This window comes from Nocardia gamkensis NBRC 108242, assembly GCF_001612985.1.
GTDB lineage: Bacteria > Actinomycetota > Actinomycetes > Mycobacteriales > Mycobacteriaceae > Nocardia > Nocardia gamkensis.
This window is the reverse complement of the sequence record NZ_BDBM01000003.1, coordinates 230,650-244,513: the sequence shown is the minus strand read 5'-3', so window position 1 is coordinate 244,513 and position 13,864 is coordinate 230,650. Positions and strand designations below refer to the sequence as shown.

Annotated in this window: 17 protein-coding genes and 1 pseudogene; 6 read left to right on the top strand and 12 right to left on the bottom strand. The window is 68.6% G+C overall.

The window, feature by feature from the left end:
- The first annotated feature begins 50 nt into the window (after nt 1-50).
- From NG1_RS02675 to NG1_RS02660, 5 genes and pseudogenes are all read left to right on the top strand, one after another.
- On the top strand, nt 51-887 hold the full coding sequence (locus NG1_RS02675; protein WP_062967592.1) for a mycofactocin-coupled SDR family oxidoreductase: 837 nt from the start codon (nt 51-53) through the stop codon (nt 885-887).
- Between the two features lie 99 nt (nt 888-986).
- Nucleotides 987-1,118: pseudogene (locus NG1_RS38940) on the top strand (LLM class flavin-dependent oxidoreductase); the annotation flags it as partial.
- A gap of 375 nt (nt 1,119-1,493) precedes the next feature.
- Nucleotides 1,494-2,324 (top strand): acyl-CoA thioesterase, encoded by an 831-nt coding sequence (locus NG1_RS38060; RefSeq protein ID WP_062967767.1) that lies wholly within the window; start codon nt 1,494-1,496, stop codon nt 2,322-2,324.
- A gap of 29 nt (nt 2,325-2,353) precedes the next feature.
- A complete protein-coding gene (locus tag NG1_RS02665; RefSeq protein WP_062967590.1) occupies nt 2,354-2,782 on the top strand; it encodes a DUF427 domain-containing protein in 429 nt (142 codons plus the stop codon).
- 99 nt (nt 2,783-2,881) lie between these two features.
- Nucleotides 2,882-3,946, top strand: coding sequence for an NAD(P)H-dependent amine dehydrogenase family protein (locus NG1_RS02660; protein WP_062967588.1), 1,065 nt, complete (start codon nt 2,882-2,884; stop codon nt 3,944-3,946).
- Nucleotides 3,947-3,952: 6 nt separating this feature from the next.
- Here NG1_RS02660 and NG1_RS02655 read toward each other — a convergent pair whose 3' ends face one another.
- From NG1_RS02655 to NG1_RS02635, 6 genes are all read right to left on the bottom strand, one after another.
- Nucleotides 3,953-4,762: a PaaI family thioesterase gene (locus NG1_RS02655; RefSeq protein WP_245659765.1), complete on the bottom strand. Its 810-nt coding sequence runs from the start codon at nt 4,760-4,762 to the stop codon at nt 3,953-3,955.
- A 43-nt stretch (nt 4,763-4,805) separates the two neighbouring features.
- Nucleotides 4,806-5,162 (bottom strand): Zn-ribbon domain-containing OB-fold protein, encoded by a 357-nt coding sequence (locus tag NG1_RS38935; RefSeq protein WP_063910241.1) that lies wholly within the window; start codon nt 5,160-5,162, stop codon nt 4,806-4,808.
- A 322-nt stretch (nt 5,163-5,484) separates the two neighbouring features.
- Nucleotides 5,485-6,471, bottom strand: coding sequence for an LLM class flavin-dependent oxidoreductase (locus NG1_RS02645; protein WP_245659764.1), 987 nt, complete (start codon nt 6,469-6,471; stop codon nt 5,485-5,487).
- 150 nt (nt 6,472-6,621) lie between these two features.
- A complete protein-coding gene (locus NG1_RS02640) occupies nt 6,622-6,891 on the bottom strand; it encodes a cold-shock protein (RefSeq protein ID WP_281032586.1) in 270 nt (89 codons plus the stop codon).
- A 16-nt stretch (nt 6,892-6,907) separates the two neighbouring features.
- Nucleotides 6,908-7,063: a hypothetical protein gene (locus NG1_RS36330; protein ID WP_157113829.1), complete on the bottom strand. Its 156-nt coding sequence runs from the start codon at nt 7,061-7,063 to the stop codon at nt 6,908-6,910.
- 116 nt (nt 7,064-7,179) lie between these two features.
- Entirely contained in the window at nt 7,180-7,599 is a 420-nt protein-coding gene (locus tag NG1_RS02635; RefSeq protein WP_040872081.1) for an Hsp20/alpha crystallin family protein, read from the bottom strand.
- A gap of 144 nt (nt 7,600-7,743) precedes the next feature.
- Between NG1_RS02635 and NG1_RS02630 the strand changes: the two genes are divergently transcribed.
- Nucleotides 7,744-8,100 carry a MerR family transcriptional regulator gene (locus tag NG1_RS02630; RefSeq protein WP_040872048.1) on the top strand — a complete coding sequence of 119 codons (357 nt, stop codon included), beginning with the start codon at nt 7,744-7,746 and terminating at the stop codon, nt 8,098-8,100.
- A 9-nt stretch (nt 8,101-8,109) separates the two neighbouring features.
- Here the strand turns inward: NG1_RS02630 and NG1_RS02625 are convergent, their stop codons facing one another.
- The 6 genes from NG1_RS02625 to NG1_RS02605 form a co-directional block, all read right to left on the bottom strand.
- Nucleotides 8,110-8,610 carry an ATP-binding protein gene (locus NG1_RS02625; RefSeq protein WP_062967580.1) on the bottom strand — a complete coding sequence of 167 codons (501 nt, stop codon included), beginning with the start codon at nt 8,608-8,610 and terminating at the stop codon, nt 8,110-8,112.
- A gap of 265 nt (nt 8,611-8,875) precedes the next feature.
- Complete coding sequence (locus tag NG1_RS02620; protein ID WP_062967578.1) at nt 8,876-9,322, bottom strand: response regulator; 447 nt, start codon at nt 9,320-9,322, stop codon at nt 8,876-8,878.
- On the bottom strand, nt 9,319-10,944 hold the full coding sequence (locus NG1_RS02615; RefSeq protein WP_062967576.1) for a sensor histidine kinase: 1,626 nt from the start codon (nt 10,942-10,944) through the stop codon (nt 9,319-9,321). Before NG1_RS02615 ends, NG1_RS02620 begins: the two co-directional genes overlap by 4 nt.
- Nucleotides 10,941-12,182 (bottom strand): PP2C family protein-serine/threonine phosphatase, encoded by a 1,242-nt coding sequence (locus NG1_RS02610; protein ID WP_373686111.1) that lies wholly within the window; start codon nt 12,180-12,182, stop codon nt 10,941-10,943. The genes NG1_RS02615 and NG1_RS02610 overlap by 4 nt, the downstream gene beginning before the upstream one ends.
- Before the next feature lie 251 nt (nt 12,183-12,433).
- Nucleotides 12,434-12,598: a hypothetical protein gene (locus NG1_RS36325; protein ID WP_157113828.1), complete on the bottom strand. Its 165-nt coding sequence runs from the start codon at nt 12,596-12,598 to the stop codon at nt 12,434-12,436.
- 161 nt (nt 12,599-12,759) lie between these two features.
- Nucleotides 12,760-13,809: a fused (3R)-hydroxyacyl-ACP dehydratase subunits HadA/HadB gene (locus tag NG1_RS02605; RefSeq protein WP_062967574.1), complete on the bottom strand. Its 1,050-nt coding sequence runs from the start codon at nt 13,807-13,809 to the stop codon at nt 12,760-12,762.
- Between the last annotated feature and the right edge of the window lie 55 nt (nt 13,810-13,864).

The following is a 13,864-nucleotide window of genomic DNA, read 5'->3' as shown; positions in this document are numbered from 1 at the left end:
GGCGATCTCACGAACCAGCCGTTTCGGCGGAACAACGAATAGAGGTAACCATGACCGGACGGGTCGAAGGAAAGGTCGCGTTCATCACCGGTGCTGCGCGTGGCCAAGGCCGCAGCCACGCGGTGCGGCTGGCGCAGGAAGGCGCCGACATCATCGCCGTCGACGTCTGCAAGCAGCTCGACAACGTGCCCTTCCCGATGTCCACCCCCGAGGATCTGGCGACCACCGCCGATCTGGTCAAAGCCGAAGGCAGGCGAGTGTTCACCGCCGAGGTGGACGTGCGCGACTTCGCCGCGCTGAAGACCGCCGTCGACAGCGGCGTCGAGCAGCTCGGACGGCTGGACGTCATCGTCGCGAACGCGGGTATCGGCAACGAGGGCGGGCAACTGCTCGACCTCGAGGAGAACCTGTGGGACGACATGATCGACGTCAACCTGGGCGGCGTGTGGAAGACCGTGAAAGCCGGTGCGCCGCATCTGATCGCGGGCGGCCGCGGCGGCTCGATCGTGCTCACCAGCTCCGTGGGCGGCCTCAAGGCGTACCCGAACGTGGGTCACTACGTCGCCGCGAAGCACGGCGTCGTCGGTCTCATGCGAACCTTCGCCGTGGAACTCGGCCACCACTCGATCCGGGTCAACTCGGTGCATCCGACGCACGTGAACACGCCGATGGTGATGAACGATGGCACCTACAAGCTGTTCCGCCCCGATCTGGAGAACCCGGGCCCCGCCGATCTCGAGCCGATCTGCCGGATGTTCCACACTTTGCCGATCCCGTGGGTGGAGCCGGTCGACATCAGCAACGCGGTGCTCTATCTCGCTTCGGACGAGTCCCGTTTCGTCACCGGTGTTCCGTTGCCGATCGACGCGGGCAGCATGCTCAAGTGAAAGGCGGCTGGCCGTCACACGGCTACGCCCGGGGGTGAGAACGGTTCGCGGTACGGCACCTGGGGTGAACCGGCCGAGCCACGCGCGGTCGCCGAGTGGTTGGACGAAGGGCTGGCTCTGCTCACCGCGCTGTGGTCCGGTGCGGAGGTCGACGTCCACGGCACACACCTGTCGGCCGATGGCGCCACGATTCTGCCGACCCCGGTGCAACGACCTCGCCCGCCGATCTGGATCGGCGGCAACTGGCCCAATCGCTCGCCGCTACGGCGTTCCGGCCCGCTGGGACGGTGTCGCCCCGATGATCATCGGTTCCGACGGGTCGTTCGGACCGACGCCGCGGATCGTCACCGAACTGGTCGGCGCGGTCGCCGAACATCGCACCTACGGGTCGACGTCGTCATCACCGGCCGGACGCCCGCCGACCGCCCCGAGGCGGCCTGTGCCACGGTCGAAGCCATCGCGGCGGCGGGGGCGACCTGGCGGCTGGAAGGCTTTCCTCCCGGAAGGAACCAGATGACTCATACCCGGTCCGGGACCGGCCCGGGCGAAGACGCGGCGAACGCCATCGAGGACACGGCCGCGCCCGGCGAGTCCTCGGTGACGCGGATGCTCGAGATCTTCGATGTCGTTCCCGTCGGCGTGAACACCTTCACCGGCGCCAGTGACGGCGGATCGCGCAAGGTGGTCGACGGCACCCAGCTCCTCGCGCAATCCCTCGTCGCGGTCGCGAAACGGTTGCCCGGCAGATCGATCCGGTCGGCGCACGCCATCTTCACCCGTGTCGTCGATCCGGACGAGCCCCTCGAGTTCGTGGTCGACGTGACCCACGAGGGACGTTCGATGGCCGCGGCGGCGGTGGCGGTGCAGCAGAACGGTCGCCGCTGCGCATCGGTCGCCGTCCTGGCCGACACACCGGCAGCCGACGTCATCCGGCATCACGCGCCACGCCCGCGAGTCGCCGGGCCGGAGGAGGCGATCGTGGCCGAGATGCCGATGGCGGGCCGCGAGCTGCGGATCGTCGGCGTCGCCGATGTGAACGACCCCGCGGAGGTCGGCCCGCCCGAGTTGTCCGCCTGGCTGCGCTACGAACCGATTCCGGTTCGCGACGACCTCGCCAAGGCCCTGCTCGCCCACTTCACCGGTCACCTCTCGGTCTCGGCGACCATGCGCGCGCACGCGGGTGTCGGCACCAGCCAGGCGCACCACACCATCTCGACCGCGGTCATGACCGTGACGGTGAGTTTCCACGAGCCGGTCGGGTGGGACGGCTGGCTGCTGTACTCCCACGAGAGCACGCAGGTGGGCGGGGGCATGTCGTATGTGCGCGGCCAGGTGCACACCGAGGACGGTCGCTTGATCGCCTCGTTCACGCAGGAGGCGATGATCCGCCCGCTGCGCCGGGAACACGCCGCGATCCCGTCGGCCGCGCGGCTGTGACCGGTCGGGCTTCGGAAAGGAATCCTCGGATGGACGAACAGCGGACCGCCGCGGAGGTCGAGCACTCCGGTTTCGCGGACAGACCCGACTATCGCGTCGACATCCACCGACGCCGCAACCTCGTCACGGCCCGGCTCGGTGACCGGCTCGTCGCCGAGACGACGCGGCCCCTGCTCGTCGACGAGCAGGACCACGGTCTGGTGTTCTATTTCCCCCGCGAGGACGTGCGGGTCGCGCTCCGGCGCGACGACGCGCGCAGCAGCCGATGCCCGTTCAAAGGGCAGGCGACCTACTGGCGTTTCGACGGCGACGGCGACACCGCCGTGTGCTGGAGCTACGACGACCCGATCGGCCAAGTGGCGCGCCTGCGCGGGCACGTCGCCTTCTATCAGGACCGGGTGCAGGTCTGCGTCGGTGTGGCGACTCCGGCGGTCCTGGGAGTGTCCGCCCGGGCCTGAGCGCTCCACGGGCCCGGTGCCCAGCCCAGTATGAGAGCAAAGTTCTCGAATATGAGAATTAGACTTCGAAACGGCGCTGTCGGCTTCTATGCTGAGCGCGTGTCAAACACGCCTGCTTATAAGGTCGTCCAGTGGACCACGGGGAATGTCGGGAAGAGTTCGGTGCGGGCCATCGCGGCCAATCCGCTGTTCGAACTCGTCGGCTGCTACGCCTGGTCGCCGGACAAGGTGGGGCGCGATGCCGGCGAGTTGTGCGGTATCGAGCCCCTGGGAGTCACGGCCACCGACGACATCGAGGCGCTGCTGGCGCTGAAGCCGGATTGCGTGGTCTACAACCCCATGTGGATCGACGTGGACGAACTGGTCCGCATCCTGTCGGCGGGGGTCGATGTCGTCGCGACCGCTTCGTTCATCACCGGCCACAACCAGGGAGACGGCCGCGACCGGATCGCCGAGGCATGCCGCCGCGGCGGTTCCACCATGTTCGGTTCCGGTATCAGTCCGGGGTACATCAACCTGCTGGCGGTGGTGGCCGCGGGCATCTGCGACCGGGTCGACAAGGTGACCATCGACGAGGCTGCCGACACCACCTTCTACGACTCGCCGGAAACCGAGAAGCCGGTGGGGTTCGGCAGGCCGATCGAGGATCCCGCCCTGCCCGCGATGACCGCGCACGGCACCGGCGTGTTCGGTGAGGCGGTACGACTGATCGGCGACGCTCTCGGTGTCGAACTCGACGAAGTGCGCTGTGACGCGCAGTACGCGCAGACCACCGCCGATCTCGATCTGGGGTCCTGGACCATCCGGGCGGGCTGTGTCGCCGGCGTCCACGCGAGCTGGAAAGGGCGAGCGGGCGACCGGACCCTCGTCGAGATCAACGTCCGCTGGCGCAAGGGGCAGACGCTCGAGCCCGATTGGCGGATCGAGCAGGACGGGTGGGTGCTGAGAGTCGACGGCCGTCCGACGGTGCAGAACGTCGTCAGCTTTCTGCCGCCCCCGGATTTCCAGGCCGAGACGATCGCCGATTTCATGACCCTCGGGCACATCATGACCGCCATGCCGGTCATCAACGCCGTTCCCGCCGTTGTCGCCGCACCCCCGGGCATCGTGACCTACAACGACTTGGCGCTTATCCTGCCTCGCGGCGTGGTACCGCAGGGCTGAGATCGTTCACCTGCCGAAAACGCGGGCGGTGGCCAGCGTGGTGAGCCGATTGTCGTTGCCGGTGTCGCGCACTTCGACCCGGCCCAGTCCCTCGTGCAACCGCGCGTCGGCCACCACCGGGCCCACCCGGGCGCCGAGCACATAGCGCAGGCCGAGGAAACCGAGGCTGTCGCCGGGGGCGAGCGAGAGCACCGCCTCCTCCGCGGCCAAAGCGAGCAGGCCACCGTTGATGGTGTCGGAGGCATTGAGCCCATCGGCCGACCGAGGCAGTACCACCGTTCCGGGGGCGACCCGCAGGCAGCCGGCGCGCTCGGCCAACGGCATCGGCAGCCGCTCCGTCGTGGGCGGCAGTTCGACGCTCAGTCGCGGCGGCAATTGCACGTCCGGATCGGGCGCCACCATGAAGGAAGCGGCCCCGAGGGCAATCGGCTCGGCGTCGACGCTGAATTCGAACTCCGCCACGAAGACCGAGCGACCCGCCTTCACCGTTCGTCCGACGGCCCTGACCTCGCCCGTACCGGGGGCGGGACGGTAGAGGTTGACGTCGAGTTCCAGCGTGACCGGTACCCGCGGGCCCATCGCCAGGGAGGCCAGCAGGCCGGAAACGGTGTCGGCCCAGGTCGCGAGGACGGACGTGCGCAGCACGGCGGTGCCCGGTACGTGCATCTCGGGCGTGATCTCGGCGCGACCGTGCAATTCGTCGCCGACCCGGCGGGTCACGAACCCCAGTTCCCGCAGAATGCGGCCGCGTTCTTCCAGGCTGCTCGGGACGCCCGGGTAGGCCATCGGGGGTGTCGCCGGAGGCGATGGCGGCATGCGGCTCGCCGCAGCCGAGGGGGCGTGCTGGCGAAAGCCGGAGTTATGCCGGTTGAGGGCTGGCGTCCGAGGCTCGCGCCTCACGGTTGACCGCGAACACCGGAAATCTGTCCCCGCGGGAACGTGCCCGGAACCGCACACGGACCGGCCCGGGGGAAGTGGGCGGCAGTTCGCCATGGATCGTCGTGTATAGCCACGGACCTTCATCGAGTTCCACGATGGCGATCGTGGAGCGCTCGACCTCGGCGCGTGGATTCGCGGCGCACTGCAACACCCGCCACGACACGACCGATCCGGCGCCGGAGCACGGAACCCATGCCAGATCAGCGGATCGGCAGGACGAACACACGTCGAACAGTGGTGCCAGCAGACGGCCGCAGCATTCGCAACGCCTGATCATCAGCGTTGCCTCTCGTCGAGCGGAGGGAGGGTCACCGACGTTTCCGGTGTGCTTGGGATCGCGCTGGTACATAGAGCCTCGAAATCATCGTGCTGATGTCACCGACCATGTCAGCCTCTCGCACTCGTAGTTCGCCGCACGACGGCCGATCGGCCGGGGGTATACCTGTTTTTCGCTGCCCCGGCCTCTGATACCCCCTGCGGTCGAACGCGGCAAGTCGCGACGAGCAGCAGGTCGGCGCCCGGAAGCGCCCGGTTTCGGAGGCGCGGGAACGCCGTGGCAGCGGCGATGGCCCCGCGCGCTGCCGCCGCAGGTGTCCGGCTCACAGCTGGGGCATGACCTCGGCGGCGAAGAGCTCCATCGTCGCCGCGGCGTGTTTCGCCCCGACCATGAACACGAACGAGGAGATGCCCTGCTGGGCTCGTTCGCCCAGTCGATCCACCAGCATGGCGGGCGTCCCGATGTAGCCGTCGTCGACGCCGAACGCTGCGGCGGCGAAGCGGCGGCCGACGCGCGCCCGCAACTCGGGGAGCTCGCGCTCGTGCGCGGCCACCGCCAAGACGGCCTGGTGCGATCTGCGGATCAGGCCCGGGTCCCGGTCGATCCGTGCGCATTCCTTCTCCAGCACACCGGTGAGCGCGGGCCAATCGCGCAGTCCGTAGGTGGGCACGTTCCAGACGTCGGCGTAACGAGCGACCAGGGGCATGGTGTACTTCGGCCCCGCGCCTCCGATGTGGATCGGTGGCCGCGGCTGCTGGACGGGTCGCGGCCGATTGGGCATCTCGGTCACCTGGTAGTGCCGGCCCTGGAACGACGTGCGCTCGGAGGCGAACATCCGGGTGATGATCTCGAGCGCTTCGCCGAGCCGTTCGGCTCGGTCCGCGGCCGACCCCCATGGCAGGCCCGCCTGCCGGTGCTCCTCGCGCACCGAACCGCTGCCGAGTCCGAACTCGAGCCGCCCTCCGGAGATCAGATCGAGGGTGGTGGCCATGCGGGCGAGTAGCACCGGATGCCGGAAGTTGTTGCACAGCACCAAGGCGCCGACCCGCAGAGTCGTGGTGTCGGCGAGCAGCGCGGTGGCGGTTGTCCACGCCTCGAGCGCCGGATGGTCGGGGAGCCCGGGCGCGTAGAGGTGGTCGAACAACCACAGCGTGTCGAAGCCCGTCCGCTCGGTGGTTCGCGCGAGGTCCAGCAGCGTCTCGTACTCCGGGACGATCTGCGGAACGTAGATCCCGAACTCCATTCCGGCGGGAGTTCCGGCCCTCCGGTGCGGCGGAACCGGCTCGGGGCGCGGCGGGTCCGGCGTCACGCGACCACCTTCCACAAGTGCGACCTGCGCTCCGGCCCATGACATCTCCGGACACGTATGTCCGGTTATATCACTGTCCCGGTGTGGCCGCGCGAGTGTCGCGCGGATCACGCGGTCGTCGTGACGCTGCGGGCATCACGACGGTCCCGATCATCGAGACCGCGGCCGAGCGTCCGGAAGCAGCGGACGCACCGCCGTGGCTTCGGGGCCGCGCTTGCGCATGGTGGCGGTGAAAAGGACGGGCTGGCCGGCGTACAACGACTTGTATCCGGTCGTCTCGATGCTGGTGTACTCGACGAAGACCTGCGTGGGATCGTCCGCGGGCTGAAGGAATCCGAAACCCTTCTCGATGTTGAACCAGACCACCGTGCCGCGGCGCCAGAAATCCGCCGCGGTCCGGTGGTGGGGCAGGCCGGTCACGAAAGGATGGTCCGGGTCACGCGGCGTCGGGCAACGGATCGGTGTGCATGATCCGCTGCCACCAGGCGTCCAGCGGGCTGGGGTGGGGCCAGACGACCGCGGCTTCGGGGGAAACGTCGGTTCCGGAGTCGGCCGTTGCGAGCAGCGGGACGTGCCGTTCGGTCGATGTCATGATCGGGTGCTCCATCAGGTGTTCCGTTCGCAAGAATAACCTCTGTGCGGTAACGCCTTTCGCGTTCCCGCCGGGTGCGGGCCCGGGATCCCGGACCCGCATTCTCCGCGGCCGGCTCAGGCGTCGATCGCCTTGTGCCCGTTGCCGCGGCCGATCTCGATCTTGCGCGGCTTGGCCTTCTCCGCGACCGGAATCGTCAGCCGCAGTACGCCGTCGGTGTAATCGGCGCGAATCTTGTCGGTGTCGAGGTTCTCGCCCAGGAACAGTTGACGGCTGAACACGCCGCGGGCGCGTTCAGCGGCGATCATCTCACGGCCCGAGTCGAGTTCGGGACGGCGGGCGCGCACCGTCACCACATTGCGCTCGATATCCAGGTCCAGGGATTCGGGGTCGATGCCGGGCAGGTCGAACTCGACGACGAACTCCTCGCCCGCGCGCCAGGCATCCATCGGCATCACCGCGGGATGCGCCTTCGTGCCGAACACCTGCTGCGTCAGACGGTCCAGATCGCGGAACGGATCGGTGCGCATCAGCATGGTCGCCACCTCCACTCACTCCATTCTCCGTAGTAGGGGCCAGATAACCTCTGCTATCTGACATAGATTTTTTATAGCATTGAGAGAAGTTGAGCGCAAGGCGCTAAACTAGGAAATCTGTTGGGCAACTCGAAGTGAGGATGGATGACGCGGGAGAGGGGCGACTCGGGGCATCTGCCGGATCCGGGCCAAGCGGTGTACGGGATCTCGGTCGCTGCCGGCTTGGCCGGAATCGGCGTGCAGACGCTCAGGCTCTACGAGCGTCATGGGTTGCTGACTCCAGCGCGCAGCGACGGGGGCACCCGCCGCTACAGCGGAAACGACCTCGCCCGGTTGCGGCGGATCACCGACCTGGTTGCCACGGGCGTGAACCTGGCGGGCATCCGCCGCATTCTCGACCTCGAGGACGCGAACGCCGACCTGCACGCGGACAACGACCGGCTGCACGCCGACAACGTCCGATTGCGGGACGCGCAGGACAACGCGCCCGGCCGGGCATAGGCGCGGAAGCTATTCCGAGAAGTGGGTGCGCAGATCGACCACCGTGCCGGAATCGCCGGTGGTCACGGTGACGTCCGGAATGAGCGCGCGGATCAGCGGCATGCCGCGCCCGCGCAGCGGATCCGCCTGGGGGTCGGGTTGTTTCCATCGGCCGCTGTCGGCGATGGTCACCCGGAGTTCGTCGCCCTCGATCGATGCGCGCAAGCGCACCACGCCGCCGTCGCCGTGATGGCCGTGTTCTACGGCGTTGGTACACGCTTCACCGACGGCCAGCAGCACGTCGTAGGCCGGGGCGGCCGCCATCCCGCACTCGCCGAGCCATTCCTGGAGGGTATGCCGGACGGTCGCCAAGTGCACCGCCTCGGCAGCGAAATCCAACTCCAGGGGTGTCACGGCGTCGGGTAGCGGGACCCGCTCGCCCGCGCTCACGAGCGTGCACCAGCCGCCGGGATCGGAGTGCGTCTGTCGCGGTCCGGTCGTCCCGGTCGTCCCGTCGTCGTGCCGTGCCAAGGGCGTCGATGCGCCGTCACCTCGTTACCTCCCTGTCGGGGATCGGTGCGCTGTACCCGTCACGCCGAGCACGTGGACCGTCATCGGGCTCGGCGGCCGTGTTCGCCGTGCGTGTGCCATGCTCCCCGAGGCTATACCCAGTTGATCATTCCCCATTCATCCCGGGTGGCGGCCGGGAAGATCCGGCCCCCGGCCATCGCGCGGCATCCGTAAAACGCTGTGCCACAGCCCGGCAGAGCCGGCGCGGTATCGCGAGGGAACGCCGCTACGGGTTTTGGCGCGGCAGCCGGACGACCTGGACGAAGAAATCGTCGATCTGCTTGATGGCGGCCACGAACTGATCGAGGTCGACCGGCTTGGTGACGTACGCGTTCGCGTGCAGCCGGTAGCTGCGCAGGATGTCCTCCTCGGCTGCGGAGGTGGTCAGCACGACCACCGGAATGTGCGCCAGATCGGGGTCGGCTTTGATCTTCTCCAGCACCTGCCTGCCGTCGTACTTGGGCAGGTTCAGGTCGAGCAGGATCAGGTCCGGCCGCGGCGCGTCCGGGTACCGGCCCTGGCGGTAGAGGAACTCGAGCGCCTCCTCGCCGTCCCTGGCGACATGCAGGGTGTTACCGATCTTGTTGTCCTCGAAGGCCTCTCGCGTCATCAGCTCGTCGCCGGGATCGTCCTCGACGAGCAGGATGTCGATCGGCTGGCCGGGGGAGGTCATGCGGTGGCTCCTTCGGGGGCGGGAATGTCGGCGGTACGGGCGGTGGTGTCGGCGTCGGCGGTACGCAGCGTGAAGCAGAAGCGGGTGCCCGCGGTGTGATCGGTATCGATCCAGATCCGGCCGCCGTGATACTCCACGATCTTCTTGCACACGGCCAGTCCGATGCCGGTTCCGCTGTACTCCTCACGATTGTGCAGCCGCTGGAAGATGACGAACACCTTCTCGGCGAATTCGGGTGCGATCCCGATGCCGTTGTCGGAGACCGACAGCAGCCAGCCGCTACCGTTCTCACCCGGCTCGCAGGTGATCTCGATCTCCGGTGGGTGATCGGGCCGACGGAACTTGATGGCGTTGGCGATCAGGTTCTGCCACAGCATCGTCAGCAGCGTCGGATCGCCGATGATCTCGGGCAGCTCCTCCGGGCGCCGGATCCGGGTGTCGGTGTCATCGATCGCCGCGGAGAGATTGGTCAGCGCCTTGTCCAGGGACTGGCCGAGTCCGGTGGGTTCCGTGCGGTCGGTGATGCGGCCCACGCGGGAGAAGGTGAGCAGGTCGTTGATGAGCCCCTGCATCCGCTTGGCGCCGTCGACGGCGAAGTCGATGTACTGCTTGCCGCGTTCGTCGAGTTCGTCGCCGTAGCGCTTCTCCAGCAGCTGGCAGAACGACGCCACCTTGCGCAGCGGCTCCTGCAGATCGTGTGAGGCGACGTAGGCGAACTGCTCCAGCTCGGCGTTGGAACGGCGCAGTTCCACGGCCTGCAGGTCGAGATCGGTCTTCTGCTCGGCGAGCACGGCTTCCTGGGCGCGCGAGGATTCCAGCTCGGCGACGATCCTGCGGCGCATGCTCTCCACCGCCTGCGCGACGGTCGCCAAGTCGGCCGGACCGTGCACGTCGATGTGATGATCGAAGTCGCCGCCCGCCACCCGCAGCGACGCGTCCGTCAAGGAGCCGAGGGGACGGGCGATCAAGCGCCGGACCAACACGGTCAGCAACACCCCGGTGAGCAGGAACGCGATGACCATTCCGGCCAGCACGGCGTCCCGGACGGTTCGGGTGTGCACGAGCTCCTCTTCGTCGTGGGCGATGGCCGCCTCGAGACCCTTGTTCTGGGCCTCGAAGCGCGTCCGGAGTTCGTCGAACAGCGGCTTACCCCGAGTAGGGGTGGAAGGCTCGAGTCCGCGGGTCGTCCCGGAGGTCAATCCCGCCACCAGCGGCTCGGCGTACTCGGTGCGCCAACGCTGCGCGGACTGCTCCACGGCGTCGAGCTCGTCGAGCAACGGTCGGCGGTCGGCCAGCAGCTCCCGCAAGCGGGCGACCGACTGCGCCTCGTCCAGGGCGCCGTCCCGGTAGGGCTGCAGGAACTGCGGGTCGGCGGTGATGCCGTAGCCGCGCAGGCCGGTCTCCTGGTCTACCAGGGCACTCTGCAACTTGTAGGCCTCGGCCGCCGCTGGCAACGACTTGTCGAGCAGCCGATCGGCCCCCCGGTTGGTCTGGGCGATCACCTGGGCGCCCGCCACGGTGCCGATGATCACCACCAACACCATCGAGGCGAGCACCAGTTGAAACCAGGCCTGGGCGGTCAGTCGCGTGCTCAGGGGCGGCCGCTCGGTCTTCGTCGTCATCGGTTCTGGTCCTGTCCTCGCCCGTCGCCGTGCCATCCCAGATACAGGATGGCGACATCGTCGTCCAAACCGCCCGACGCCCCCGCCAGTGCCTCGACGCGGCCGATCAGCTCGTCGACGAACCAGTCGGGATCCGCGGCCCGGACGGCGCGGGCGACTTCCATCAGTCCTTCCTCGCCGAGACGTTCCTGGTCGGTCCCGACCCTGCCCTCGAACAATCCGTCGGTGAACACCATCAGCCCGGAGCCCAGTGGCAGGTCCACATCGTGCACGGGCCACTCGGCGCGACCGGGCAGAAAGCCGAGGGCAGGCCCGCCGGGCACCTCGACCCAGGTCAATCCGGAGGCCGAGCGCTGCACCATCCCGGGGTGCCCGGCCCGCAGCACCTGAGCACGGCGCTCACCCGGATGCAACATCAGGCTGGTCACCGTCGCGAAGGTCTGCCTGCCGGTGCGTTCGGCCAGCAGGACCTGTTCGAGCAACCGCAGCTGCCGCGCCCCGGTCACCCCGCTCAGCACAAGCGTGCGCCACGCCAGGCGCAACGCCACACCGGTCGCCGCCTCGTCCGGACCGTGCCCGGACACATCACCGATGACGGCGTGCACCGTGCCGTCCGAGTCCTGCACCACGTCGTAGAAATCGCCGCCGAGCAGCGCGTGGGCCCGGCCGGGACGGTAGCGCGCCACCACGTCGACGACCTGCTTCCCGCGCAGCAGCGGAGTGGGCAGCAAGCCGCGTTCCAGCCGGGCGTTCTCCTGCGCGCGCATATTGATCGCCTGCAAGGCCGCGCTGGTGCGCTCGGCTTGCTTGCGCTGGATCGCATAACGCACGGCACGCCCGAACAGTTCGGGCTCGACCCGGCCTTTGACCAGGTAGTCCTGGGCTCCCGCCGCGACCGCGGCCAAACCGGTCTGCTCCTGATCCAGACCGGTCATCACCACGATCGCGACCTGGTCGGTGTGCCGGCGGATGCGTTCTACCGCCTCCAGCCCTTGGGCATCGGGCAGATGCAGGTCCAGCAGCACACAGTCGGGCTCGGCGGTGGCCAGATGCTCGGCGGCCTCCGCCAGTGACCGGACCCAGTGCAACTGCAACCCGGGCGCGCCGTCCACGACCAGTTCCTCCACCAGCAGCGCATCCCCCGGATCGTCCTCGATCAGCAGCACGGAAGGTTGCTGCCACGGCCAATCCGCGTCCACGATCACCTCGGGATCGTCGTCTGTCCCGTCACGCCGCACGGACACCACCGGTCGCGGGTCCGATTGTGGCAGAACGAATGACAGCACGATTGCCGTCGTCGGCGAACACCGACAACCCGGCCTCCGATCACCATGGGGCGGCACCAGCGCACGCCGACTGTCTCCGCGGCCGTTTGCTGGACCGAGAAACAGTCAAGATCGTATCCGATCCGACATCCGACCGAGACATGACAGTGCCGACCTGCGCGGATGGAGAGCTGCCGAAAGGATGGCGCGGATGGCGCGGGCGGTCAGACCGTGGTGCCGGTGAGCCGCGCGGTGTCCCGCTCGGCCTCCCGGACCGCGCCATCGCGGCGCGGGGAACGGAGCTCCGCCAAGCTGCGGGCGACGACCGTGGCATGAACCGCGATGACGGCAAGGGAGGCCGAGCCGATCACAGCAAGAAGCACAACCACGACAGATACCGGTCCTTTCGGGTGCGAGCGGGCCGGTTGCCCGCTCGATCGGGTGCCGAGTTCGCGTCGCCGACACCGGCGGGCGCGCGCTCCGCCTCCAACGTGCCCCGGCTGCTCCGGGCCAAACCCATCGATTCCGGCGGCGCGGACGGGGCGTGCGGTCACGCGAGGACGACCTCGGCCGTCGCGCGACCGAAGATCTTGCGTCCGTCGTGCTCGGCGGTGATCGCGATGGTGGCGGTACGGGTGTCCGCGTCCAGGTGTTTCACCCGGCCCGCGAACTCGATCCGGCCGCCGGTCACGCCGACGTGGACGGGATTGGTCAGGCGCACGTTGTAGGAGCGCAGTGCGCCGGGGTCGCCCAGCCAGGAGGTGAGCAAGTCCACACTGAGCCCGATGGTGAACATGCCCTGCGCGACGACGGTCTCCAGCCCCATCAGCGCGGCGGCCGCGGTGCTCCAATGGATGGGATTCGGATCTCCCGCGACTCCGGCGTAGTTGACCAGATCGCCCCGGGTGACCGTGAGGGCGCGCGGCGGCAGCTCGGCTCCGAGGCTCACGGTGCCGAAGGGCCGGACATGGGGACCGGCGGGTGCGGGCGGCGTCCGGCGTACGGGCTCGCTGCCGTCGCCGACATATCGCGGGTGGGATGCGCGGCGCTGTTTCCGTGCCTCCGGGCGGGCGCCGTGCATCACGACCGCGTCGAACCACGTCGGAAGAGCCTCGTCGGCTCGCCCGACCAAACTGGTGCGGGACGTGACGACAGGCCGGTCGTCCTGATCCAGAATGGTCTGACGCAGGCCGATGAGGTCGCCGCCGAACGCGTGCCGGAACGAGTCCAGGCACATCTCGAAGTCGATCCGGTCGCCGGCCTGGAGCGGGCGGTGGAATTCGATCATCTGATCGGTCTGGATGGTCCGGCTCAGGTCGTAGCCGGGCAGGATCGTCTCGAACGCTTCGGCGTAGGCGAGGTACCCCGGCACCGCGCCGAAGGTCGGGGGAGCGAGCAGGCGGTCGTAGCCGAGATCCGCCGCCGCCTCCTCCGACCGATGCGCGGGGTGGTGGTTGCGCACCGCGCGGGCGTACTCACGGATCTTCTCGCGCCCGACTTCGTAGTAATCGCTGCTGCGATACCGGCGCCCGACCATCGAGGCGGGAAGCGCGGCATCGGTCACGTCGTTCGCACCGGATGGGGTAGGGAGTCTGGACATCGCGGGGGAATCTACCCAACGCGCGGCGGAATTCCGGTCAGCCCGCATCGCACGC